This window comes from Sulfitobacter sp. F26204, from assembly GCF_026410305.1.
Lineage (GTDB): Bacteria > Pseudomonadota > Alphaproteobacteria > Rhodobacterales > Rhodobacteraceae > Sulfitobacter.
Genome location: NZ_JAPMLQ010000001.1, coordinates 308501 through 331820 on the forward strand (window position 1 = coordinate 308501; position 23320 = coordinate 331820).

The following is a 23320-nucleotide window of genomic DNA, read 5'->3' on the forward strand; positions in this document are numbered from 1 at the left end:
ACTTTCTCAGTTTGCCGACAGGCGTTGCGACAGATCCTGCACTGCAGTTTCTGCTGCAGTGCGTGCACGGGCGGCGACCAACCAGTCCGCCATTGCGTCCTGTGCTGGAACGGGAAGGGTTTCAAGTTCAGTCAAGGCATCCTCAATATTACCCCGTCGCACCGTAGCTTCAGCTCGCGACAACACCGCGTCAGGGTCTGAACCTTCGCGTGGGGCCACCGAACGCGCGCCAAGCTGACGCTTCAGAAAGGCAGCAACACCGCCGCCGTCATCTTCCGCTCCTGTTGCGCGCGCTGCAGAAAGGGCCGCGCGTGCCGCATCAGGAAAGCTTGTCTGCAAGCTCAGCAATGTGGTGACTCCCTCTGCGTTTTCCGTCAAAGCGGCAGGTACATCCGAGATCCCGTTGGCGTTCAATGTTTCAATCGCCGGTGCAAATCCTGCACCGGTCGCCAGCGCTGTCGTGATCGTCGTCAATGCAGCCTGCGCAGCGGCAGCCTGCGCCGCATTGGCTGTGGCCTCTTCAACGCTCAAAGCATTTTCCAGCAACCGTGAAATCTCGGCTTTCTGTTCCTCAACAGAAGTTTTGAGCGCTGCAAGCCCCGCTTCATACTCGGAAGTTGGGCCAGTGCCCTCTCCGGACAAGACCGGCCTGTTCTCAAGTTCGGAAAGACGCGCTTCCAGCGCCGTCATCATTGCATCCATGGCGGAAATGCTTTCCTTCACTTCATCCAGACCCTGCGCCTCAACAGTTTGAGGTTCCGCCGCTTCCAGCGTGGCGATACGGTCTGCCTGAGCTGCAAGCATGGTTTCAATCTCGACCGTATCCCCGCTTCTGTTCATCAGGTCCATTTCAGCAACAAAAAACCCGATCCCGCCGGCAATTACGCCCCCAAACAGCAATGGCCAAAAATGGCTGCCCTCTTTCTGCGTCTTTGCAGGTAATGCAGCGTGGCTTTGGGATGTGGTCGTTGGCACCGGTTTACGAGTTTCACTTTTCACCTCACCCGAAGTTGGCGAATCCCCGTTTGCTTTTACTGTATCTTTAGGTTTCACCGACACCGCTGCGGGCTTGGCATCCTCAGTCGGGGAAGCATCCGATTTCTTGACAGGGTCGGACTGCTTCATCGGTTCGGTTTTTGCCGTCTTGGGAATCGAACTTGCCGTTGCGGTGCTTTCCGGCTTTGAGGTCGTGGCGGGTTTCGCTGGGGTGTCGCCGGAATTGACATCGGCTTTGCTCACCACTTCGGGCTTCACCTCGGCGGACGCGTCTTTTGCTTTGACGCTCTCATTCTTTGATGCGCCGGAAGTGTTCTTGTTGCCAGAGGCCGGTTTCTTCGCTTTCGCCACACTGCATACCCTTATGATTCTGACCTGGTCAGATGAACCTGTCTACCTTAGACGCCATCACTGTCCCGCTTCAAGGCAACCTATCCTTGCGTAACAGCTTTTCAACCAGTCGCTTCATTTCTTCACCTGTTGGCGTTTTCGCAATCAGCATATCTGCAATCGGCAGCCCTTTGACAATCCCCGCAACTGTCGCACTTATTGCAACGATAACAGCGCGGTCCAGACATTGCGCCTGATCAACAAATTGCGCAGCCGTTCGCGCAGAAAAAAGGGGAACGATTACTGGAGCTTCCCCCGCCAGAAGGCTTTGCGCCTTCGGTGATAGAAATCTGAGATGCTGTTCATACAAAGTTACAACAGACACATCCATGCCGCAGTGCCTGAGGCGCTCGGCGATTTCTCCGCGACGGTGTGCGCCTGCAAGATGGACCAGCGACCCAGCTACCGCCCTCTCGCGGATCGCAGCAACCAACGCATCCGCATTCAATGCGACCAGTTCTATGCGCCAACCCTTGGCCAAAGCCGCTTTCTCTGTTTGTTTGCCAACGCAAAATGCGCGGCGCTGGTTCCCATCAGGAGCAACAGCAACGGCATTCACTGAGGTAAATATCACCTGGTCAAACTGCGCCAGATCCGGCAGATTTTCCTTTGGCACAATCTCTAACAAAGGGGAAATACAGACCCGATTGCTGTCGACAGACAGTTCAGCGGCAAAGCGCGCGGCGCTTTGCTTGGGCCGCGTCAACAATAGCTTGGGATTATCCATTTCAGGTCTGAGCATTGTTTGCCTTTGTTTCTGGTGTTACCTGCGGGACAGCCCCCTTGCAACGGAAAGCAGCCTATGCCGTGCTCACTTACAATTCTGGGATTGGAAAGCAGTTGCGATGATACCGCAGCCGCTGTGGTGAATTTACCCGCGAGCGGCCGGGCGGTTGTGTTGTCCTCTGTAGTTGTTGGTCAACAGAATCTGCATGCGGCTTTCGGCGGTGTGGTTCCCGAAATTGCTGCCCGTGCCCATGCTGAAAAGCTGGACTATTGCGTGGAACAGGCACTGGCCCGGGCAAAAACCGCCCTAACCGACATAGATTTGATTGCCGTTACTGCCGGTCCCGGTTTGATCGGTGGCGTTGTTTCCGGCGTTATGTGCGCCAAGGGACTTTCTGCTGCGACAGGCAAGCCGCTTTATGGTGTGAACCATCTCGCTGGCCATGCTTTGACGCCCCGTCTCACGGATGCTGTTCCCTATCCTTATCTGATGCTATTGGTTTCTGGCGGACACTGCCAGTTCCTGCTGGTTAACGGCCCCGATGCCTTTATTCGTCTTGGCGGTACGATAGACGATGCACCGGGTGAAGCCTTTGACAAGGTCGCCCGTCTGATCGGTCTGTCGCAACCCGGTGGGCCTGCAATCGAACAAACCTCGATCTTAGGCGATCCGCGCCGTTTCATTTTTCCCCGGCCGCTTTCGGATCGTGCGGGTTGCGACATGTCATTCTCGGGCCTCAAGACCGCTGTTTTGCGGGCGCGTGACAAGGTGATCGTCGACAAGGGGGGGTTGACGCAGCAGGATCAGGCAGACCTTGCTGCAGGCTTTCAGGCCGCCGTTGTGGATGTTCTGGCAGAAAAAACCAGACAGGCCTTTGCATCCTATCCTGATTCTGCATCGCGTACTTTCTGTGTTGCGGGCGGCGTCGCCGCCAACGGCGCCATTCGTAGCGCATTAGAGACTATTTCGGCCGAAAACGGTGCCCGTTTCATCGCCCCGCCCCTTGCCCTATGTACGGATAACGCGGCGATGATCGCCTATGCCGGAGCAGAGCAATCGCAGATCCGAGAGCCAGACGACCTAACCCTTTCCGCGCGCCCCAGGTGGCCATTGGATAACGCTCAGGCACCAATGCTTGGCAGTGGCAAGAAAGGTGCGAAAGCATGAACATAGCGGTATTGGGCGCAGGAGCTTTCGGGACGGCACTTGCCATTTCTCTATCAAAAAACACCCCCGTCACACTTTGGGCGCGCAATCCTCTGGATATGGCAAAGCAGCGTGAAAACACCGCGCGGCTACCCGGTTGCCCGTTTCCTGAACAGCTTGACGTTACCGGAGACCTAAATCGGTCGGGCAAGGCCGACATCCTGTTGATTGCGGTTCCAATGCAAAAACTGCGTGGCTTTCTACAGGACAACAGAGACTGCTTAAAATCCAGAACAATGGTGGCCTGCTGCAAGGGGCTTGAACTTGCAACGGGCGCGGGACCTGTTTCAATACTTGCCGATGTCATGCCTGATGCGGCGGCCGCGATCCTAACCGGACCCAGTTTTGCCGCCGACATCGCGAAGGGACTACCAACGGCTCTGACCCTCGCCTGTACCAATGACGCGATTGGACGATCCCTTCAACAAAACCTAACAACCGAGAATCTGCGGCTTTATCGCACTACTGACACTAACGGTGCAGAACTTGGCGGGGCGTTAAAGAATGTCATCGCCATTGCTTGCGGCGCTGCCATCGGTGCAGGCCTCGGAGAAAGTGCACGAGCCGCAGTCATGACACGAGGATTTGCAGAAATGCAGCGCCTGGCGCTTTACCTTCGCGCGGACCCGAGAACGTTGGCGGGGTTGTCCGGCTTTGGTGATCTCACCCTGACATGCACATCCGTCCAATCCCGGAACTACCGTCTGGGCCTTTCGCTTGGCAGTGGGACCGACTTTGACCCGGCCACCACTGTCGAAGGAGCCGCCACCGCACGCGCCGTGCACGAATTGGCGCAAAAGAACACTCTTGATCTGCCAATCACCGCAGCCGTTGCAGGCTTGGTTGAGAATACGTTAGATGTCTCAACCGCAATGCGCAGCCTCCTAGCGCGCCCTTTGAAGGAAGAATAACATGCTCATTTGCTTGATCGCCCATGATAAACCCGCCGCTTTGCCTGTGCGCAAAGAAAACCGTGATGCGCATCTCGCCTATATCGACTCGACAGGCTGTGTAACACTGGCCGGGCCCCTAAAAAACGGCCAGGGCGAAATGTGTGGTTCGATGATTGTGCTGGATCTGCCGGACATGGCCGCGGCCGAGAATTGGGCGGCAAATGACCCCTACGCCAAGGCAGGGCTGTTCGAAAGTGTCACATTGCACGAATGGGTCAAGGTAGTTGGATAATGGCATATTGGCTGTTTAAATCAGAACCTAACACATGGGGATGGGATGATCAGGTAGCCAAAGGCGACGCTGGCGAAGAATGGGACGGAGTGCGTAATTACCAGGCCCGAAATTTCATGCGTGACATGAAGCTGGGCGATCTAGGCTTCTTTTATCATTCGATGAAGGAAAAGTCGGTTGTCGGCATCGTCGAAGTAATCGCAGAGGCACACGCGGACAGCACAACCGAAGATCCGCGCTGGGAATGCGTCGACATCAAAGCGGTGCGTCCCTTTGTTAAACCTGTAACCTTGGACCAGATCAAAGAAACCCCCATGCTTGCCGATATGGTTCTGGTCAAGAATTCCCGCCTGTCCGTCCAACCCGTGACACAAGCAGAATGGCAAAAGGTCTGCGCGATGGGACAGACTCAATCATAGCAAATCTGATTTGCTCAGCGCATACTGTCCTTGGAAACTATATCAGGGAGGTTTGACATGGGGTTTCTTTCAGTGCTCGTCGCCGCAGCGGCGGGGTTTGCCTTTGGGGCTGTTTGGTACATGGCGCTTGCCAAGCCGTGGGTCCAAGCAGCCAACATCGCTGTAGACGCAAATGGGAAACCAATCGATAAATCACCTGTGCCCTTTATTTTGGCGGCGGTTGCGATGGTGTTGGTCGCCGGCATGATGCGGCACACCTTTGCCTTGTCGCAGATAGATACAGCGGCCAAAGGATTGGTAGCTGGTCTGGGGATCGGTTTGTTTTTCATTAGCCCCTGGATCATGATCAACAATGGCTATAGTGGTCGCCCATTCAAGCTGACGCTGATTGATGGTGGATATGCCACCTTTGGCTGTGCAATAATCGGGCTCGTTCTGACCTTGTTTTAACCACTTACAGATAGGGCTTCCTATCATGAGAAAAAGTTCAACGCATTGATATTAAAATGAAAAACGCCCATGGGGAAATCCACGGGCGCCCATAAACTGCGTTTTTACAACCTCAGCCGTAAACGGATTCTTTGCCGAATTCCTTGGTCAACATGTAATAGACAACAGCACGGTACTTGTTCCGCTCGGATTTGCCATAAGTCTCAATCACTTTGTTGATCGTTTCCATCAGGTTGGGCCCATCAGGCAGACCTAATTTCTTGATCAGAAAATTGTTTTTGACAGTTTCCAATTCGCTCGCTTGGCCGCCTGCAACGGTCTGTGCGTCCGCATTATAAATTGCCGGTCCACACCCTATTGTCACTTTGGTCAAAAGATCCATATCCGGCGTCATGCCACATTTATTCTTCAAATCGTCCGCATACTTGGCGATCCACTCGTCCCGCTTGCCCATAAAAAGTCTCCCACTTGTTTAGTCCTGATCAGCCTTTCTGATCTTGAGGCAGACACTAAATGCTAAAGCTGCAGGCACAAAGGGAAAATTGATCCGTTGCTCCCCCTCAAGAAACCAAGCACGATCACTGCGGGCACGTCGGGTGTCACAATTGGAGATCAGCCATGCCAAAGAGTGTCAGTTTCACCCAGATGAAAGACGGTACCAAAGCTGACTATGAATTGTTACGGGAAGCCGAAAAATCATATGTCGTGCAGACCGCAGATCGCATTTTGGACGAATTGCGCCGACAGGGCGAAACCTCCATCGAGGGGTACAAGATCACGCGGCTGGATCACGGGCTGCAATCCGCCACACGGGCAAAGCGTGACGGCGCAGATATTGACTGGATTGTCGGCGCTTTACTGCACGACATCGGCGATGGGCTGGCCCCGCAGAACCACGATCGTTTCTCTGCCGAGGTCATCCGTCCCTATGTGCGTTGGGATGTCTCATGGGTCGTCGAACACCACGGCATTTTCCAGATGATCTATTACGCGCACCACTACGGCTGGGACGAAAACGCGCGCGACCGGTTCCGCGATCACCCTTGCTTCGACAGTTGCGCCGCCTTCTGCGAACGCTGGGATCAGGCGTCGTTTGACCCGGCCTATCCGAGCGAAACGCTCTCCTACTTCGAGCCCATGCTGCGCGAGGTCTTTGCCCGCAAAGCCTATGCGCCAGAAGTCATCCGCGAAGGGTACGTATCACCAATGGCGTCTTAATCCAGCGTTACGCCGTCACGACGATCATGCCTAGTTCGTCGGTCAAGCGTGGCGTCCGCTGCATTGTACTTGCGGATGATCCGTCTGGCGTTCCTGCACCCGGCCTTTTCAATCTCGCGGCCCGCCAGAATCGCGTGTCGCCCATGCTTGTTCTCATGCGCGACCAGATTGGCCAACATTCGTGTAAACCTGCGCCTTACCCTTTCGGGCATCATCTGCGGCCTCGTGTGTTCAGGCAGGATATAGGTGATGTTGACCGACACTTTGCAATTCGGGGTCCAGTGGACTTCCCACTTGGTAAATCCCGCAAAACCCTTGTGCCCATTTCGACGCAAATCGCGTTTCAACCCGTCAATCGTAACGGCGCTGACAGGATAGTGCAGCACGGTCTACGTGATGTCCGTTTCGGCCAGCGCCGGGGTGCAAGCATCCCCAGCGCCAAACCGCATTGGCCTAGTACCGATAATGCTCCGGCTTGAACGGACCATCCGGGCTGACACCGATATAGGCGGCCTGCTCGGGGTCCAGCTTGGACAGCTTCACGCCGATGCGATCCAGATGCAGGCGCGCGACCTTTTCATCCAGATGCTTGGGCAGGATGTAGACTTCGTTCTTGTACTCGTCACCCTTGGTCCAAAGTTCGATCTGCGCCAGCACCTGGTTGGTGAAAGACGCCGACATCACAAACGAAGGATGGCCCGTCGCATTACCAAGGTTCAGCAAACGCCCCTCGGACAGCAGGATCAACCGATTGCCGTTCGGCATCTCGATCATATCCACCTGTTCCTTGATGTTGGTCCATTTGTGGTTCTTCAGGCTCGCCACCTGAATTTCGTTGTCAAAGTGGCCGATGTTGCCGACAATCGCCATGTCCTTCATCTCGCGCATGTGTTCGATGCGGATCACGTCCTTGTTGCCGGTGGTGGTGACAAAAATGTCTGCCGTCGCAACCACATCTTCCAGCGTCGTCACCTGAAAACCGTCCATCGCCGCCTGCAAGGCACAGATCGGATCAACTTCGGTCACGATCACCCGCGCACCTGCACCAACCAGTGACGCCGCACAGCCTTTGCCGACATCGCCGTAACCCATGACAACGGCAACCTTGCCCGCCATCATCGTGTCCGTGGCGCGGCGGATGCCATCAACCAGCGATTCCTTGCAGCCGTATTTGTTGTCAAACTTCGACTTGGTCACAGAGTCGTTCACGTTGATCGCAGGGAAAGGCAGCTGGCCCTGTTTGACCAGATCATAAAGACGGTGAACGCCGGTCGTTGTCTCCTCGGAAACGCCAACAATCTGGTCGCGCATCTTGGTGAACCAGCCGGGGCTTTCTTCCATGCGTTTCTTGATCTGCGCCTTGATGGCTTCCTCTTCTTCCGAAGTTGGCACGGCAATCACATCTTCGCCCGCTTCGGCACGTGCGCCCAGCAGGATGTACAATGTCGCGTCACCACCATCGTCGAGGATCAGGTTCGGCCCTTCTGGAAACATGAAGGATTTGTCCAGATAATCCCAATGCTCTGTCAGGCTTTGACCCTTGATCGCGAACACAGGTGTGCCGCCCGCCGCAATCGCCGCCGCCGCGTGATCCTGTGTTGAAAAGATATTACAGGACGCCCAGCGTACATCGGCACCCAGTTCGACCAGCGTTTCGATCAAAACGGCGGTCTGGATCGTCATGTGCAATGAGCCAACGATACGAGCGCCCTTAAGTGGTTTGCTATCACCATATTCTTCGCGCAGGGACATCAGACCGGGCATTTCTGTCTCTGCAATGTCCAGTTCCTTGCGCCCGTATGCTGCAAGGCTGATGTCTTTTACAATATAGTCGTTTGCCATGTGGGGCACCTCGGTCAAAGTTGTTTGATCGCCGCCTAACAGTTTTTCAGCGATCTCTCAACATATGATGGCGATCCCCCAGGCGAGCGGGCTAATCTTGCAATTGTGCCAAAAACTGATCCTGCCCTGTACCTGTCATCCAGTCATCCCCTTGGGCAAGCACACAAGAGTTCCCATCCGAAAAGTTCTTTAACAGCGTCCATGTCCCGGTTTCCTGAGACACCCATAGCTGTTCCTTGGCATCCGAAGGCTCGGCCACGGGGGCTTCTCCATACCAATCTATCAGCGCCGCTTTCATCTCTCCGGTCGCCATGCACACATCCCCATCTGCCAATGCAGCAGTGGCAAATGCCGTTCCAAGAACAAGTGTCAGGGTCGAAATAAACGGTTTCATCAGTCTCTCCTTCATGTGAAAAACACACAAGGTGAGCAGTAGTTCCAATAATTCGAATGACGTAGGGGCAGTCTTTCATGGCACAACAACCCAGAGCATGGCAGCGAATGCTTTCTGGTCGCAGGCTGGATCTGCTGGATCCAACACCGGTGGACATAGAGATCGAAGATATTGCCCATGGTCTCGCTTTTGTTGCACGCTGGAACGGCCAGACCCATGGCGATTACGCTTATTCAGTCGCTGAACACTCGCTTCTTGTTGAAACGCTCTTTGGCAGAATTTACCCCAAGACAGCCTCGAAATGGCGTTTGGCTGCCTTGTTACACGATGCACCGGAATATGTGATCGGCGACATGATCTCGCCCGTAAAGGCTGCTGTCGGGCCGGGATACGGCGCGCTTGATGATCGCCTTACTGCAGCGATACATCTTCGTTTCGGTTTGCCCGCCAGCATCCCTGCGGCGGTAAAGAAACAAATCAAAAAAGCGGACAAGCTGAGCGCCTGGATGGAAGCCACGCAAATCGCCGGTTTTTCGGAGGCTGAATCCTCCAAGTTCTTTGGAAAACCCGATCCTGCGTTGCTTGACGGTCTCAGCATTGTCTTGCGCCCGCCAGTGGAAACACGAAGCGAATTTACCGCCCGTCACCACGCACTGCTAAAGGAAATGGGATGATTTCGGTGCGTCCTCCAATCGCGCTGGACCGGTCGGACATGGCCCGCCTTCTGAACGAAATCATTCAGGAAGGGGGCACAACAGCGCTTACTCGCCCGATAACAGGTGATGATCTGAGAGAGTGGATGGCCTTTGCTCCTGGTCGCAATGCGTGGCATGTCGCGGTCGATGATCGGGAACATGTTGTCGGGTTTCAATGGATCGAACCTGATGCTTCGTTACCGGCCGAAGCTGCAAATATTGCCACCTTTGTCCAGATCGGCCAGACTGGTTTGGGCATTGGCTCCACCTTGTTTGAGGCCACCCGCAAAGCCGCAAAAGAACTGGGATATGTCTGGATTAGCGCCAACATCCGTTCGGATAATGAGGGGGGTCTCATCTACTATCAAAGCCGGGGCTTCGTCGACTATGCCCTGATCGAAGGCTATCAGATGGACGATGGCGACATTGTGAGCAAGCGGCTCAAACGGTTCGATCTATAGGCCGCGTCAATACCCCAACCGGACAGGCCATGAAACCCCGTGTCCTGCCCGACTAGCGGGGCGAACGTTTCGCCAGAATCCGCTGCAATGTTCTGCGGTGCATATTCAATCGACGCGCTGTTTCCGAAACATTGCGGTCACATAACTCGTAGATACGCTGGATGTGTTCCCACCTTACTCGGTCCGCGCTCATCGGGTTTTCCGGCGGTGCTGGCATATCGTCGCCGGTTGCCAACAGCGCGTTGGTGATGTCATTGGCATCCGCCGGCTTGGACAGGTAATCCGTCGCCCCGATCTTAACCGCAGCAACCGCCGTCGCAATCGCGCCATATCCCGTCAGGACAACAACCCGCGCATCGGCTCGTCGTTCGCGCAGCACTTCGACCACGTCCAATCCATTGCCATCCTCAAGCCTGAGATCAATCACTGCATAGGCAGGTGGACGGGCGGTCGCAATTGCTTTGCCAGCAGCCACACAATCGGCTGTTTCCACTTCGAAACCACGCTTTTCCATCGCTTTGGCCAAACGACGCAAGAACGGTTCGTCATCATCCACCAACAGAAGTGTTTTGTCCGGTCCGATGTCAAACTTGTCCATTGATACTTCCATGTGCCTGTCGCTTGTCATGCATTCTGCAACAAGAGCTGCAGTGCCGACAGGTCAACCTTACGACGCATGATCCAGAAAGCAACCGATCTGATCTGCCAACTGGTCCGGAGACAATTCGCGACGGAAGTATTGTACAAAACCCTGTTGCGGAAAGACCAGATAGCTAAAGGTCGAATGGTCCACCAGATACTCATCATCGACAGCCGGATGCGCCTTGTAATAGGTCTTGTAGGCTTGGCTTGCCACTTTGATCTGTTCTGGTGATCCTGTCAGCCCGACCATCCGCGGATGCATGACTTCGGCGAAATCGCCAACAACTTCCGGCGTATCACGCTCGGGGTCAATGGTAATAAAGATTGGCTGTACACGTTTGCCGCGTTCTTCCAGTAACTCAATCGCTGACGCGTTCCGATCAACGTCCAGTGGGCACACGTCGGGACAAAACGTATAGCCGAAATAGATCAATGACGGTTCAGTGATAATATCGCTGTCGGTCACTGTTTCGCCCTTGGCATTCATCAGCTCGAAAGGTCCACCCAAATCACCGGCAACCGTAGAGGAACGACATTGTGCAAACTGGTCCGCGGTCGAACGATATGAGGTCAACCAGATCGTGCCGAGCAAGAACAAAACCGCGATGGCAACTGCAAAGATGGTCATGGAAATTGTGCGATTCATCAAAACCTCCTACGCCAGGGGCGCTCTTGATCGTTTTCGGGTGCAGACCTACGCTACCCTAGCCGAGACGCAACGGCGAATAAACAAAAGGTGCGCAGATGACGCAGGCAACCATCCGTCCACTTTCAGGGCGCACGCGCGCGAATTGGATCCGGCTGCGCACGATGATCGTGTTGCGTTGGGTTGCAATCATTGGGCAATTGATTGCAATCAGCGTCGCGCAAATGATCTATGGTTTACAACTTGAACTGGGCCTATGTTATCTAGCGATCGGTGCCTCGGTAATTGCCAATCTTGTGGCAACTTTTATCTTTCCAGAAAACAAACGCCTGTCGGAATTCGAAAATCTGTGGATGATCACCTTTGATTTGATGCAAATTGCATTCCTGCTGTTTCTGACCGGCGGACTGAACAACCCTTTCGCATTGCTCCTGCTGGGGCCGGTAACGATTTCGGCGGCGGCACTCAGCCTGCGTTCAACCGTAGTGCTTTGCACGACAGCTATTTTTGTGGTGACAGTGTTATCGGCCTATCATCTGCCCTTGATGACTCAGGACGGTGACGTCCTGCAAATTCCCAGACTCTTTATTTTTGGCCAATGGACTGCCCTGGTTATCGCAATCGTTTTTACAAGCGCTTATTCGCGGCGCGTCACATCCGAGGTGCATTCAATGAGTGACGCCCTGGCTGCCACGCAGATGGCTCTGGCGCGCGAACAAAAACTGACCGATCTGGGAGGGGTGGTTGCTGCTGCCGCACATGAATTGGGCACACCATTGGCCACAATCAAACTGGCGTCGTCGGAATTGCTGAATGATCTGAAGGACTACCCGGATATGGCAGAAGATGCCGCGTTGATCCACGAACAGGCAGACCGTTGTCGCGATATTCTGCGCAACATGGGGCGGGCAGGCAAAGATGACCTACATCTGCGCACTGCGCCTTTGGAAGCGATCATATTTGAATCTGCCGAACCGCATATGAGCCGTGGCAAAGATCTTATCTTAACACAAAAACAGGGCCCGGAAATGCGCAAGAGCCAACCCATGATCCCGCGCAAGCCTGAAATCATTCACGGTTTGCGCAATCTGATCCAGAATGCAGTGGATTTTGCACGGACAACAGCATGGGTTGAATCGGTGTGGTCAGACGACACGGTATCGATCCGTATCATGGATGACGGAACGGGGTTCCCGGCACATATTCTTGGTCGCATCGGCGATCCTTTTATGCGTGACAGAACACAATCGCAGGCAACTGTCATGCGACCTGACTACGAAGGCATGGGTCTTGGCTTGTTCATTGCCAAAACCTTGCTGGAGCGTTCAGGCGCACAGTTGCGTTTTGCCAATGGTCGCCATCGGGATTCCCGCACACCCGCGAGCGGCGCAGTGATTGAGGTGGTCTGGCCGCGCGCCGCCCTGGAACCGCAGCCACCGCATGAAACCGGGAAGATGGGAGAAAACCAGCAAATCACTGAATAATTCAGGTGTACCAACCCTCATTGCGAAAAAACGCCGACTAATCGCAAAATATTAACACTTCGTTAACCAATTTTGCGCTTGGCTGAAACCGATGCGTCAAAACGTCAAGGTATAGACAATTGTTGGTGGTATTGGAGATCGTTTTTATCGTCGCAATCGCTCTGTCGACAACCATGCTCACATTGCTTTGCCTGAAGGCTTCCAAACCACCTGTGCAGACCCCGCAGATACCGGACACCGACCAGATGTCACTGCTCTTTGATGATGGCATATTACACCATGCCAGCACTACTGCGCTTAAACAATTTGCCTTCTTTCCCGGTACCCATGTTTGGGATGATCTTCGTGACAGACTGTTGAACCGCTTTCCTGATTTTCCCGAAACAGCGGGCTCCGGATCCGAAGGGACCATGACCCTGTATTCAAAACAAGCAGAGGACTGCACCACTGTTGAAATGAACTGGCGTGACGGGATGTGTTGGGTTCATCTGACGGAATCTGAATTGCCCGTGCGGGCTTTTCCTTTGTCAGGGCAAAACGCCACTCAAATGGACCGTTTTGCCAGAACAATGGCACAGCCCGTTTGGGAAATGGATAATCAGGGAGTTGTTATCTGGTGCAACTCGGCATTCGCCAAACTGGCAAATCGCATAGGGCGTCCGCTGTCTGAAAACCCGTTTGCGCATTTTGAAAAAACAGACAAACAGCGCTGTGTTGTAACGGATTCAAAAGGTGCAGAAGATTGGTTTGAAGTGACAACCCACAAAACAGATGTCAGCACCATGCACCACGCCATCTGCATCACGGCACTCGTCAAAGCAGAAGTGGCCCAGCGCACCTTTGTTCAAACACTTGCGAAAACCTTTGCGCATTTGCCAGTTGGTTTAGCCATTTTTGACAAACACGGCCAGTTGAGCATTTTCAACCCAGCCTTGGTCGATCTTTCGGGATTGCAGGCCAGTTTTCTCGCCACCCGCCCGACGATGATGTCGTTTTTTGACGCGCTGCGGGAAAACAGGCGCATGCCGGAACCCAAGAATTATCGTTGCTGGCGACAGGATATTGCTGATGTCATCGCGGCTGCGTCAGATGGGCTTTACCTCGAAACATGGTCATTGGATGACGGGCGCACCTATAGTGTTCAGGGTCGCCCGCATCCCGACGGAGCGACGGCATTTCTAATCGACGACATCAGCGCCGAAATCACCCTTTCTCGTAGCTATCGCGCCGAAGTCGCCCAATTTGAATCCCTGTTGGATAGCGTTGGTGATGCCTTGGTCGTGTTTAGCTCAACCGGAATGCTGACCTTTTGCAATTCCGCCTATCGTGAGATGTGGGGACAGGATCCTGATGCTGCCTTTGCAGATGTCACCATCAAAGATTCCATCGATGTATGGGCCAGCAAGACTCAAGGGCACGGACCATGGGATGAAATTACTGTGTTTGCCTCTACTCTGGGTACCCGTCCGACCAGAAAATTTGATCTTTACCAGTCTGATGGCCGGGCGGTCCGGTGCCGCGCTATTGCTCTCACTGCTGATGCGACCTTGATCCGATTCTCACGTATTCACGCAACCGTCGATCAAATCACCACTCTGGTCGCCGCAAAAAAAACTTCGAACAGCGAAATTGCATGACAACCTGCTTTCGACTTGCACAGCATTAAGCCGATTGTCACGATGCGGAATGAACACGCAATCCCGCACGATCACATCCGCCTCACCAGAGGAAACAGCCGCCCTTGCCGTGACGTTGGCTTCCGTATTGAACGAAGGCGACGTAATCTTGTTGCAAGGCGATGTAGGTGCTGGAAAAACGCATTTTGCCCGCGCTTTGATCCAGTCAATGCTCGACACGTCGGAAGATATTCCCTCACCAACCTTCACCCTTGTCCAGACCTATCCGGCGGGGCCATGTGATATCTGGCACGCAGATTTATACCGCCTTACATCAGTTCAAGAAATCGAAGAGCTGGGCCTTGTTGCAGCATTCGAAACCGATATTTGTCTTGTTGAGTGGCCGGACCGGCTTGGCCCTCTAATACCCCAAAATGCACTTCATCTTGCCTTGGAGCGGGTGCATGTCGATGAAGCGCGCAAGCTATCCGCCACCTGGACAGATCCGAAATGGGATGACCGGATGAAGGTGTGGGGCTCATGAACAACCGAAATATACTGATCAACCTTTTTTTAAATGCGACAGGCTGGGACCAGGCGGCCAGACATCATGTGGCAGGCGATGCCTCAAACCGCAAATATGTAAGGTTGACGCGGTCGGATGGGACGACAGCCATTCTCATGGACGCACCGCCTGAAACCGGTGAGGACGTAGGTCCCTTCGTCATGATTGCCAATCACCTTCGCGATGTTGGACTTAGTGCACCAGACATATATCATCACGATGAATCCAACGGTTTATTGCTCATCGAAGACTTTGGCGATGCCTTGTTCACGGATCTGATCGCCAGGGACAGGTCACAGGAGATCCAGCTTTATCGGGCTGCTGCTGATGTGCTGATCCATCTACGTGACACGCCGGTTCCCGGACTACCGATCTGTGATGCCGATTGGCTGACAGAAATGATCGCACCCTTGTTCGAGTGGTACGCACAGGATGTCGACAAGACCAGCCAGACAAAATTCTTCGGGCTTTTTCGAACCGTGGCGGCACGCACAGCCGGAACAGATCCTGTTCTGATACTACGTGACTACCACGTGCAAAACCTGCTGCTGCTCCCTGATCGTTCCGGCGTGAAACGTGTGGGATTGCTAGATTTCCAGGATGCCTTGATCGGGCATCCCGCCTACGATCTTGTCTCGATCCTGCAAGACGCCCGTCGTGAAGTCCGTCCTGAGATCGAAGAAGAAATCATAACCTACACGCTTACCCAGACCGGGGATGATGCCCAATTGTTTCGGGAAGCCTATGCAATACTAGGACTACAGCGAAACCTGCGCATCCTTGGTATTTTTGCTCGTCTTTGCCTGCGTGACGGCAAAACGGCTTATGTCGATATGATCCCGCGGGTGTGGGGCTATGTTCAGCGCGATCTCGGTCATCCGGCTCTTGCCGCAGTTTCCGAGCTTCTGGGCACCTTATTGCCAGAACCAACACCCAATTATCTGGTGGGATTAAAAAGCCAATGTCCACGCTAACCTCTCCCGTCATGATGTTCGCCGCAGGCTTTGGCACGCGAATGAAACACCTGACCCAAGACCAGCCCAAACCGTTGATCCCAGTGGCCGGAAAACCGCTGATCGGTCACGCGCTTGACCTTGCGCGGGCGGGCGGGGGCGATCCGATCGTTGCAAATCTGCATTACAAGGCTGACATGCTGGATGCCTATTTGAAACCGTTGGGCGTGCAGACGATAACAGAGCGACCAGACATCCTCGAAACAGGCGGTGGGTTGCGTAATGCATTACCACTTATCGGGCCTGGGCCTGTAATCACCATGAACACCGATGCAATCTGGGTGGGACCAAATCCGATCGAACTGCTGCGCGCAGTCTGGGACCCCGATGTGATGGACGCCTTGTTGGTTTGTGTGCCCACTGCATCTGCACTGGGGTATGAAGGGACAGGAGATTTCCTTGTTTCTGAAACAGGGCGGATGGAACGTGGCTCCGGCGCAGTCTTTGGCGGCATCCAGATGATGAAAACCGATCTTTTGCAGACGATCCCTGACTCAAAATTCTCTCTCAATTTAGTGTGGAACAAAATGTTGCAAACTGGGCGACTGTTCGGGCTGACCTATCCGGGTAAATGGTGTGACGTTGGGCATCCCGGCGGCATCTCTATTGCCGAAAACATGCTGGAGCGGAATGGTGTTTGAACCTTCGGAGCAGCCGCGCCTTTTTGGTATCAGCCCAGGTGTGGATTTCCCCCGTGCATTGGTCGATGGGTTGCGTCAAAAGCTGAAGGGACAACCTCCCGAGGCCATTGCCAAAATTGATTTGATCGTCAACACCCGCCGAATGGCACGGCGTTTGCGTGATATATTCGACGCCGGTCCTGCTGGCTTCCTGCCAAATATCCGCTTGCTCAGCGATCTTGATACACTGGTGACCGGCATCAATTTGCCGCCTGCGACCCCGCCACTACGACGACGGCTCGAACTGGTGCAACTCGTTTCAAAGTTGATCACAACGGAACCAACAATCGCACCCCGTTCATCACTTTATGCTTTGTCAGACAGTCTGGCCAATTTGATTGATGAAATGCAGGGCGAAGGCGTCAGCGCTGCCACAATCGCAGATCTGAATGTCAATGATCAATCCGGGCATTGGGAGCGCGCCAAACAATTTTTAAGTATCGCCAATACATACCTTGAAAACATGGGCAGTTGTCCTGACGCTCAGGCGCGTCAACGGCAACTGGTCCAAAGGATCGTTGCACATTGGCATGAGAAGCCTGCACAGCACCCTGTCATTATTGCAGGCTCTACCGGATCACGCGGTACCACATCAATGCTGATGCAGGCTGTTGCCACGCTTCCGCAAGGCGCAATTGTCCTGCCCGGCTTTGACTATTCAATGTCGGATAAGTGGTATTTGCTAAATGAGAAAACCCCACCAGAAGATCACCCCCAATACCGGTTTTTTGATCTGATGCAGCGGTTGGATGTCACGCCCCAAGATGTGCCGAAATGGGCCAATATCGCGCCACCTTCCGAAGCACGTAACCGTTTGGTATCCCTGTCGTTGCGGCCTGCCCCTGTCACCGATACCTGGCTAAGCGAGGGGCCGATGCTTTCCGACATCGATAACGCGACCCGGGGCCTTACTCTGCTCGAGGCTCCGACACCACGAGTCGAAGCGCTGAGCATTGCAATGCGTCTGCGCCAAGCCGTTCAAGAAGGCAAAACCGCCGCATTGATCACACCTGACAGAATGCTGACACGGCAGGTGACCGCAGCGCTTGACCGTTGGAATATCCTGCCCGACGACAGCGCAGGTAAACCCCTGCACCTCTCTCCGCCCGGCCGTTTTATGCGACATGTAGCAGGATTGTTTGCCCGAAAACTGGATGCAGAGGCACTATTGGTTTTGCTCAGGCATCCGCTGACCCATAGCGGTGAAGGCCGTAACCAACATCAACTGAATACCCAACTTCTTGAAATGCGGATCCGACGTGATGGATTGCCCTATCCAGATGCACAGGGGTTGATGCGAGTAGGCACCCATGCAGCAGACAAATTGGAAAACCCTGAGAGCAAGGAGGCTTTTTTGAACTGGCTTTCCTGGGTTGTCACAACTTTTACCGATCATCATGATACGAAAGAACAACAGCTTTCCAACTGGGTCACGCGCCATCTGGCTTTGGCTGAATCCATCGCAGGCGGTACAAGGCCGGACGAGTCACATGAATTGTGGAATCTGAAAGCCGGTCAGGAGGCCCGCAAGGTTTTCGACACATTGATCGAACACGCCGAGCATGGTGGTTTCATGTCACCTTCGGACTATGCCGATCTTGTCAGTGGACTGGTCTCAGCCGAAGTAGTGCACGAGTTTGACGCACCGCGCGGTCAAGTCATGATCTGGGGAACGCTTGAGGCGCGGGTTCAAGGAGCGGATCTGGTGATCATGGGCGGTTTGAATGATGGTTCATGGCCCGAAGCGCCACCGCCTGACCCCTGGCTCAACCGCCAAATGCGACTGGATGCGGGAATGTTGTTGCCTGAACGGCGCATTGGGCTATCCGCCCACGACTATCAACAATCCATCGCCGCCTCCGAGGTCTGGTTGACACGCTCAATCAGGTCGGACGAGGCCGAAACCGTACCTTCACGCTGGTTGAACCGGCTGGAAAACCTGTTGAACGGCCTGCCGGATGGCAACGGCAAAAAAGCCATGGCCGATATGCGCGAGCGTGGGCAATACTGGATCGGGCAAGCTCAGGCGATTGAAAGTTTCAAGCGTATCGAACCAGCGTTGCGCCCCTCTCCGCGGCCACCTGTTGTTTCCCGTCCGCACGACCTGTCAGTCACCGAAATCAAAAGACTGATCCGCGATCCCTATGCAATCTACGCTAAACATACACTGCGTCTTCTTCCTATCGACCCGCTGGTACAATCGCCCGACGCCCCGGTGCGTGGCATCATTGTTCACAAGATCATGGAACAGTTCATCAAATCGGTTCGAGAGGATCCTTCACGGCTCAATCGCGATTATCTGATCAACCTGACGCAGATGGTTCTCACAGAAGACGTGCCTTGGCCCACCGCCCGCTTGATGTGGCAGGCCCGCGTCGAACGCATCGCGGATTGGTTCATCTCTCGCGAAAAAACGCGCCAGAGCTTTGCCTCGCCGATGCTATTTGAAAAGGCCGCAGTAGGCATCCATGAATTCAAAGACCTCGGATTCACGCTAAAAGGCTACGCCGACCGGATCGATCTAACCGAATTTGGCGATGTTTTGATCTATGATTACAAGACCGGTATGCCGCCCAGCGCGCGCGAGCAAAGATTTTTTGACAAGCAGTTGTTGTTGGAAGCTGCAATGATCGAAGCAGGCAGTTTCACGAAGGTCGGCCCGGCAACCGTTGTGAATGCTGTTTTCATCGGTTTGGGCAGCACCCCAAAAGAAGTCGCGGCACCCCTAGAAGATGAACCCCCGGCCGAAGTATTGGCAGGGCTGCATTCCTTGATCGCTACCTATCTTTCGACTCAACAAGGTTTCACTTCGCGACGGTTGGTCAAGACCGAGGAAGCCGCAGGTGACTACGACCAACTTGCGCGTTTTGGTGAATGGGATGGCACTACCGCCTCAACGCCAGAGGTTCTGTCATGATCATGAACGATGCTTCCCGCGCACAGGTCGAAGCCGCACGACCCGATGCCTCGACCTGGCTGGGCGCGAACGCAGGATCAGGCAAAACCCGGGTTTTGACAGATCGCGTGGCGCGGTTGCTGCTAAACGGGGTCGAACCACAACATATCCTTTGTCTGACCTATACCAAAGCAGCCGCATCAGAGATGCAGAACCGGTTGTTCAAACGCTTGGGTGAATGGGCAATGCTGCGCGACCCCGAACTGCGCGACGCAATGGCTGAACTGGGGATAGATGGCACGTTAAACAGTGAACAACTGCGTAAGGCCCGAACTCTGTTTGCTTTGGCTATCGAAACTCCTGGTGGCTTGAAAATTCAGACAATCCATTCCTTCTGCGCCTCTCTCTTGCGGCGCTTTCCATTAGAAGCCGGTGTCAGTCCACAATTCACCGAGATCGAAGACCGCGCCGCCGATCTGTTGCGCGCGGATATTGTGGACGAAATGTCAGATGGGCCAGACGCTCACCTGATCAGCGGAATTGCAGGTTTTTACACTGGTGAGGATTTTGGTAAACTCACGCGGCGTATTGTCGGCATGCGGGAAGGGTTTGAAACACCCTTAACGCGTTCCGATGTTCTTGCGGAGCTGGGTCAACCGCGCGATCTTGATGCTAAATCCATCGAGAGTGCTGTTTTTCTGGGCAGTGAAGCATCACTGATTTCCGAGCTTATACCGCATCTTTTGGCCAAAGGTGGAAAAGACACTAAGGCTGGTAAAAGGTTGCAGGAGATCACGACCTTTGATCTGACCGCATTACCCTTGTTAGAGAGTATTTTTCTTACTGGTGGTACATCGAAGTTTCCCTATTCAGCCAAACTTGGTAGTTTTCCAACCAAGGCCACTCAAACCGTTCTTGGCGCTTTGATGACACCGCTCGAAGCGCTGATGCAACGGGTCGAAGATGCGCGTGACGCACGATTGTCGCTAATCGCCGCCGAAAAAACAGAAGCGCTCCACGCCTTTGCCAGCACATTCATCTCGCGTTACGAAACAGCCAAACAACTGCGCGGCTGGCTGGACTTCGATGACTTGATCCTGCGTGCCCGAAACCTGCTACGCGACAAGGCGGTTGCGGCCTGGGTACTCTACCGGATTGACGGCGGGATTGATCATATTCTGGTTGATGAAGCTCAAGATACTTCGCCACGCCAGTGGGACGTTATCGAAATGTTGGCGGACGAATTCTACAGCGGAACCAGCGCGCGAACGGATGTTGCACGGACCTTGTTTGTGGTCGGCGACAAGAAACAATCTATCTATTCTTTTCAGGGAGCCGATCCGCTTGAATTTGATCGCAAGAGCCTGGCCTTTGAGACGAAGTTCCGCGCCGCAGACCAAATATTCCAGCATCGCAGTCTGGATTATTCATTCCGCTCTTCCAGTGCTATATTGCGTTTTGTAGACACTGTTTTTGATCCAAATCGCCGCACAGATTTCGCCAAACAAAGCCGGCACATCGCCTTTAAGGATGCTCTTCCGGGGCGTGTCGATCTTTGGCCCGTCGTGGCCAAGGCTGAACCGGACGAAGAACGCCCCTGGACAGACCCGCTGGACAGACGCAGCGCACAGCATCATACGGTTATCTTGGCCGAACAGATCGCGACGCGGATAAAGGAACTGACCAATCCAGAAGATCCGTCCTACATTCCGGATGATGGGCAAGAACGTGGCACATTTGTCAAACGGCCAATCCGTGCAGGCGATTTTCTGATCCTTGTCCAGCGCCGATCAAACCTGTTCGCCGAAATCATTCGCGCCTGCAAAGCGGCGGGACTGCCGATTGCCGGCGCGGACAGGCTCAAGGTAGGGGCTGAACTGGCAGTAAAAGATCTGGCGTCACTGCTTTCTTTCCTCGCAACACCGGATGACAATCTTTCGCTTGCAACGGCGTTGAAATCCCCACTTTTTGGCTGGTCCGAACAAGAACTGTTTGATCTGGCGCACAAACGGACGGTTTCCAGCCTTTCGCAGGCCTTACGCCTGCGCAAGGATGACCATGGCGAAACACTGACGGTCTTGAACGATTTGCGCGCACAGGTGGATTTTCTCCGCCCCTATGACCTGATCGAACGCATATTGACGCGTCACAAAGGGCGCGAAAAACTGCTGGGGCGGCTAGGACCAGAAGCCGAGGACGGGATCAATGCGATGCTGACACAGGCGCTGGCTTATGAACGCAACGACGTTCCCAGCCTGACAGGGTTTATCGAATGGATGCAAACCGACGACCTTGAGATCAAGCGACAGATAGACAGTGCCTCGAACCAGATCAGGGTCATGACAGTGCACGGATCAAAGGGTCTGGAAGCACCGATTGTTATTTTGCCGGATACAGGGCGGCGGGTTGTCACAATCAAGGACGAAATCATCGAAAGGAATGGCCGGCCAATGTGGAAGCCCGCGGCAGAGGCGCTGCCCCATGCCATGCGGAAAACGCTGAATGATATGAAAGATGCGCAATATGCTGAAAGGCTTCGCTTATTATACGTGGCGATGACCAGGGCGGAAAAGTGGCTGATGATCGCAGCAGCCGGAGAATTATCCAACGACAGGTCAGACTGGTACCAGATCGCCGAAGAAGCGATGAATCACCTAAATGCAGTCGAAGTCGATTCAAGCGGCATTCGACGTTTTGAGGAAGGCGACTGGCAGGCCCTTAACATCAAAAGGATGAATGAAGTATCCTCAAAAGACCCCGTGTTAGACCCTATATTCAATGAACCGGCACCAATCTTTACCCCTTTGGGCGATGTGTTGTCACCGTCGGATCTCGGTGGGCCAAAGGCCCTTGCTGGTCTATCTGGAGATGAAAACGAACACGCCAAGTCCTTCGGCACGCTTGTTCATATTCTGCTTGAGAATTTACCCGGTTTGACCGAACCCGCCTTGTCAAACACGATGCGGCAATTGACACAGGATGCCTCACCGCAAGACGCGGAACGTGCCATTTCCGAAGCTCTCAACGTGCTTGGCAAACCTGCGTTAAAGCATATATTTTCGGACAATTCATTGATCGAAGTTCCGTTGACTGCCGAAGTGAGGGGTCAACGGCTGCACGGCGTCATTGACCGGCTTTTGATCACTGATGAAAAGGTTCTGTTGATCGACTACAAGACGAACCGCACCGTGCCAGATAGGCCCGAACAATGCCCCGAAGGAATTTTACGCCAAATGGGTGCTTACACATTGATGCTTGCGCAGGTTTATCCCGACCGCAAGATCGAAACTGCGGTACTTTGGACGGCCAACGCCAGTTTGATGCCCCTGCCCCACGATCTTGTGACAACTGCGCTGTGACAATCAGGCGACCTTGACGCGGGTCATGCGCGTTCATAGGTTCAGGCCAACGTAATTCTCAGCAGGAGAACCCAATGGCCACGCTCGCAGTAACCGACGACACCTTCGATGCAGAAGTGAAAAATTCCGACATCCCCGTAGTGGTGGATTTCTGGGCAGAATGGTGCGGTCCATGCAAACAGATCGGCCCTTCATTGGAAGAACTATCGGCAGAGATGGACGGTAAGGTGAAAATCGTCAAAGTGAACGTTGACGAAAACCCGAATTCGCCCGCCCAGATGGGTGTTCGCGGCATTCCCGCACTTTTTATTTTCAAAGGTGGCGAAGTTGTCTCGAACATGGCAGGTGCCAAACCCAAGGCGGCACTGCAAAGCTGGATCGAAGAATCCATCTAAGCCACTTCGTTCAACAATAAAAATCAAAGGCGTTCCTATTG

The 23320-nt window shown here is 54.0% G+C and carries 24 protein-coding genes; 16 read left to right on the top strand and 8 right to left on the bottom strand.

The genetic code is table 11. The annotated features are described in order from the left end of the window. Nucleotides 1–6 precede the first annotated feature (6 nt). Nucleotides 7–1347 (bottom strand): hypothetical protein, encoded by a 1341-nt coding sequence (locus tag OS190_RS01430; RefSeq protein ID WP_267156876.1) that lies wholly within the window; start codon nt 1345–1347, stop codon nt 7–9. A gap of 70 nt (nt 1348–1417) precedes the next feature. Then, nucleotides 1418–2128, bottom strand: coding sequence for a uroporphyrinogen-III synthase (locus OS190_RS01435; RefSeq protein ID WP_267156877.1), 711 nt, complete (start codon nt 2126–2128; stop codon nt 1418–1420). A gap of 60 nt (nt 2129–2188) precedes the next feature. Between OS190_RS01435 and tsaD the strand changes: the two genes are divergently transcribed. The 5 genes from tsaD to OS190_RS01460 are packed head-to-tail and all read left to right on the top strand — an operon-like array spanning nt 2189 to nt 5373. Continuing rightward, nucleotides 2189–3280: a tRNA (adenosine(37)-N6)-threonylcarbamoyltransferase complex transferase subunit TsaD gene (tsaD, locus tag OS190_RS01440; protein WP_267156878.1), complete on the top strand. Its 1092-nt coding sequence runs from the start codon at nt 2189–2191 to the stop codon at nt 3278–3280. Next, entirely contained in the window at nt 3277–4230 is a 954-nt protein-coding gene (locus tag OS190_RS01445; protein WP_267156879.1) for an NAD(P)H-dependent glycerol-3-phosphate dehydrogenase, read from the top strand. The genes tsaD and OS190_RS01445 overlap by 4 nt, the downstream gene beginning before the upstream one ends. 1 nt (nt 4231) lies before the next feature. Next, a complete protein-coding gene (locus OS190_RS01450) occupies nt 4232–4504 on the top strand; it encodes a YciI family protein (RefSeq protein ID WP_267156880.1) in 273 nt (90 codons plus the stop codon). Beyond that, complete coding sequence (locus OS190_RS01455; protein ID WP_267156881.1) at nt 4504–4923, top strand: EVE domain-containing protein; 420 nt, start codon at nt 4504–4506, stop codon at nt 4921–4923. Before OS190_RS01450 ends, OS190_RS01455 begins: the two co-directional genes overlap by 1 nt. A gap of 57 nt (nt 4924–4980) precedes the next feature. Further along, nucleotides 4981–5373 (top strand): DUF1761 domain-containing protein, encoded by a 393-nt coding sequence (locus tag OS190_RS01460; protein ID WP_267156882.1) that lies wholly within the window; start codon nt 4981–4983, stop codon nt 5371–5373. A 112-nt stretch (nt 5374–5485) separates the two neighbouring features. On the opposite strand, the gene OS190_RS01465 is transcribed toward OS190_RS01460, so the two are convergent. After that, nucleotides 5486–5827 carry a DUF2853 family protein gene (locus OS190_RS01465; protein ID WP_267156883.1) on the bottom strand — a complete coding sequence of 114 codons (342 nt, stop codon included), beginning with the start codon at nt 5825–5827 and terminating at the stop codon, nt 5486–5488. Nucleotides 5828–5991: 164 nt separating this feature from the next. On the opposite strand from OS190_RS01465, the gene OS190_RS01470 reads away from it, so the two are divergent. Next, nucleotides 5992–6591, top strand: coding sequence for an HD domain-containing protein (locus OS190_RS01470; RefSeq protein ID WP_267156884.1), 600 nt, complete (start codon nt 5992–5994; stop codon nt 6589–6591). Here the strand turns inward: OS190_RS01470 and OS190_RS01475 are convergent. The 3 genes from OS190_RS01475 to OS190_RS01485 all read right to left on the bottom strand — a co-directional run bounded on the left by OS190_RS01475 (nt 6588) and on the right by OS190_RS01485 (nt 8827). Beyond that, nucleotides 6588–6977, bottom strand: a complete 390-nt coding sequence (locus tag OS190_RS01475) for a DUF922 domain-containing protein (protein WP_267156885.1) — start codon at nt 6975–6977, stop codon at nt 6588–6590. The genes OS190_RS01470 and OS190_RS01475 overlap by 4 nt on opposite strands. A 67-nt stretch (nt 6978–7044) precedes the next feature. Then, on the bottom strand, nt 7045–8433 hold the full coding sequence (gene ahcY / locus OS190_RS01480; protein ID WP_267156886.1) for an adenosylhomocysteinase: 1389 nt from the start codon (nt 8431–8433) through the stop codon (nt 7045–7047). Nucleotides 8434–8524: 91 nt separating this feature from the next. Further along, complete coding sequence (locus OS190_RS01485) at nt 8525–8827, bottom strand: S-adenosyl-L-homocysteine hydrolase (RefSeq protein WP_267156887.1); 303 nt, start codon at nt 8825–8827, stop codon at nt 8525–8527. A gap of 77 nt (nt 8828–8904) precedes the next feature. Between OS190_RS01485 and OS190_RS01490 the strand changes: the two genes are divergently transcribed. Further along, nucleotides 8905–9501 carry an HD domain-containing protein gene (locus OS190_RS01490; RefSeq protein WP_267156888.1) on the top strand — a complete coding sequence of 199 codons (597 nt, stop codon included), beginning with the start codon at nt 8905–8907 and terminating at the stop codon, nt 9499–9501. After that, nucleotides 9498–9983: a GNAT family N-acetyltransferase gene (locus tag OS190_RS01495; protein WP_267156889.1), complete on the top strand. Its 486-nt coding sequence runs from the start codon at nt 9498–9500 to the stop codon at nt 9981–9983. Before OS190_RS01490 ends, OS190_RS01495 begins: the two co-directional genes overlap by 4 nt. Before the next feature lie 52 nt (nt 9984–10035). On the opposite strand, the gene OS190_RS01500 is transcribed toward OS190_RS01495, so the two are convergent. Continuing rightward, entirely contained in the window at nt 10036–10581 is a 546-nt protein-coding gene (locus tag OS190_RS01500) for an ActR/PrrA/RegA family redox response regulator transcription factor (protein ID WP_323370544.1), read from the bottom strand. Nucleotides 10582–10650: 69 nt separating this feature from the next. After that, nucleotides 10651–11271 carry an SCO family protein gene (locus OS190_RS01505; protein ID WP_267156891.1) on the bottom strand — a complete coding sequence of 207 codons (621 nt, stop codon included), beginning with the start codon at nt 11269–11271 and terminating at the stop codon, nt 10651–10653. Between the two features lie 98 nt (nt 11272–11369). Between OS190_RS01505 and regB the strand changes: the two genes are divergently transcribed. The 8 genes from regB to trxA all read left to right on the top strand — a co-directional run bounded on the left by regB (nt 11370) and on the right by trxA (nt 23279). Continuing rightward, nucleotides 11370–12755, top strand: coding sequence for a sensor histidine kinase RegB (gene regB / locus OS190_RS01510; RefSeq protein WP_267156892.1), 1386 nt, complete (start codon nt 11370–11372; stop codon nt 12753–12755). 125 nt (nt 12756–12880) lie between these two features. Beyond that, nucleotides 12881–14392 (top strand): PAS-domain containing protein, encoded by a 1512-nt coding sequence (locus OS190_RS01515; RefSeq protein ID WP_267157329.1) that lies wholly within the window; start codon nt 12881–12883, stop codon nt 14390–14392. Between the two features lie 49 nt (nt 14393–14441). Beyond that, nucleotides 14442–14915, top strand: coding sequence for a tRNA (adenosine(37)-N6)-threonylcarbamoyltransferase complex ATPase subunit type 1 TsaE (tsaE, locus tag OS190_RS01520; RefSeq protein ID WP_267156893.1), 474 nt, complete (start codon nt 14442–14444; stop codon nt 14913–14915). Next, nucleotides 14912–15910: an aminoglycoside phosphotransferase family protein gene (locus OS190_RS01525; protein ID WP_267156894.1), complete on the top strand. Its 999-nt coding sequence runs from the start codon at nt 14912–14914 to the stop codon at nt 15908–15910. Before tsaE ends, OS190_RS01525 begins: the two co-directional genes overlap by 4 nt. Beyond that, nucleotides 15898–16590, top strand: a complete 693-nt coding sequence (locus tag OS190_RS01530; protein WP_267156895.1) for a nucleotidyltransferase family protein — start codon at nt 15898–15900, stop codon at nt 16588–16590. Before OS190_RS01525 ends, OS190_RS01530 begins: the two co-directional genes overlap by 13 nt. Then, complete coding sequence (gene addB, locus OS190_RS01535; protein ID WP_267156896.1) at nt 16580–19546, top strand: double-strand break repair protein AddB; 2967 nt, start codon at nt 16580–16582, stop codon at nt 19544–19546. The genes OS190_RS01530 and addB overlap by 11 nt, the downstream gene beginning before the upstream one ends. Beyond that, nucleotides 19543–22884 carry a double-strand break repair helicase AddA gene (gene addA, locus OS190_RS01540; protein ID WP_267156897.1) on the top strand — a complete coding sequence of 1114 codons (3342 nt, stop codon included), beginning with the start codon at nt 19543–19545 and terminating at the stop codon, nt 22882–22884. Before addB ends, addA begins: the two co-directional genes overlap by 4 nt. 74 nt (nt 22885–22958) lie before the next feature. Continuing rightward, the gene (gene trxA, locus OS190_RS01545) at nt 22959–23279 is read left to right on the top strand and encodes a thioredoxin (RefSeq protein WP_267156898.1); all 321 of its coding nucleotides are present in this window, start codon (nt 22959–22961) and stop codon (nt 23277–23279) included. Nucleotides 23280–23320: the final 41 nt, after the last annotated feature.

Coding starts and splice junctions, on each gene's coding strand:
- OS190_RS01445 (WP_267156879.1), top strand. CDS start 3,277: ATGAACATAGCGGTATTGGGCGCAGGAGCTTTCGGGACGGCACTTGCC.
- OS190_RS01525 (WP_267156894.1), top strand. CDS start 14,912: ATGAACAACCGAAATATACTGATCAACCTTTTTTTAAATGCGACAGGC.
- trxA (WP_267156898.1), top strand. CDS start 22,959: ATGGCCACGCTCGCAGTAACCGACGACACCTTCGATGCAGAAGTGAAA.
- OS190_RS01505 (WP_267156891.1), bottom strand. CDS start 11,271: ATGAATCGCACAATTTCCATGACCATCTTTGCAGTTGCCATCGCGGTT.
- OS190_RS01470 (WP_267156884.1), top strand. CDS start 5,992: ATGCCAAAGAGTGTCAGTTTCACCCAGATGAAAGACGGTACCAAAGCT.
- OS190_RS01500 (WP_323370544.1), bottom strand. CDS start 10,581: ATGGACAAGTTTGACATCGGACCGGACAAAACACTTCTGTTGGTGGAT.
- tsaE (WP_267156893.1), top strand. CDS start 14,442: ATGAACACGCAATCCCGCACGATCACATCCGCCTCACCAGAGGAAACA.
- ahcY (WP_267156886.1), bottom strand. CDS start 8,433: ATGGCAAACGACTATATTGTAAAAGACATCAGCCTTGCAGCATACGGG.
- OS190_RS01495 (WP_267156889.1), top strand. CDS start 9,498: ATGATTTCGGTGCGTCCTCCAATCGCGCTGGACCGGTCGGACATGGCC.
- OS190_RS01455 (WP_267156881.1), top strand. CDS start 4,504: ATGGCATATTGGCTGTTTAAATCAGAACCTAACACATGGGGATGGGAT.
- OS190_RS01450 (WP_267156880.1), top strand. CDS start 4,232: ATGCTCATTTGCTTGATCGCCCATGATAAACCCGCCGCTTTGCCTGTG.
- tsaD (WP_267156878.1), top strand. CDS start 2,189: ATGCCGTGCTCACTTACAATTCTGGGATTGGAAAGCAGTTGCGATGAT.
- OS190_RS01460 (WP_267156882.1), top strand. CDS start 4,981: ATGGGGTTTCTTTCAGTGCTCGTCGCCGCAGCGGCGGGGTTTGCCTTT.
- OS190_RS01490 (WP_267156888.1), top strand. CDS start 8,905: ATGGCACAACAACCCAGAGCATGGCAGCGAATGCTTTCTGGTCGCAGG.
- OS190_RS01485 (WP_267156887.1), bottom strand. CDS start 8,827: ATGAAACCGTTTATTTCGACCCTGACACTTGTTCTTGGAACGGCATTT.
- addA (WP_267156897.1), top strand. CDS start 19,543: ATGATCATGAACGATGCTTCCCGCGCACAGGTCGAAGCCGCACGACCC.
- regB (WP_267156892.1), top strand. CDS start 11,370: ATGACGCAGGCAACCATCCGTCCACTTTCAGGGCGCACGCGCGCGAAT.
- OS190_RS01530 (WP_267156895.1), top strand. CDS start 15,898: ATGTCCACGCTAACCTCTCCCGTCATGATGTTCGCCGCAGGCTTTGGC.
- addB (WP_267156896.1), top strand. CDS start 16,580: ATGGTGTTTGAACCTTCGGAGCAGCCGCGCCTTTTTGGTATCAGCCCA.
- OS190_RS01465 (WP_267156883.1), bottom strand. CDS start 5,827: ATGGGCAAGCGGGACGAGTGGATCGCCAAGTATGCGGACGATTTGAAG.
- OS190_RS01435 (WP_267156877.1), bottom strand. CDS start 2,128: ATGCTCAGACCTGAAATGGATAATCCCAAGCTATTGTTGACGCGGCCC.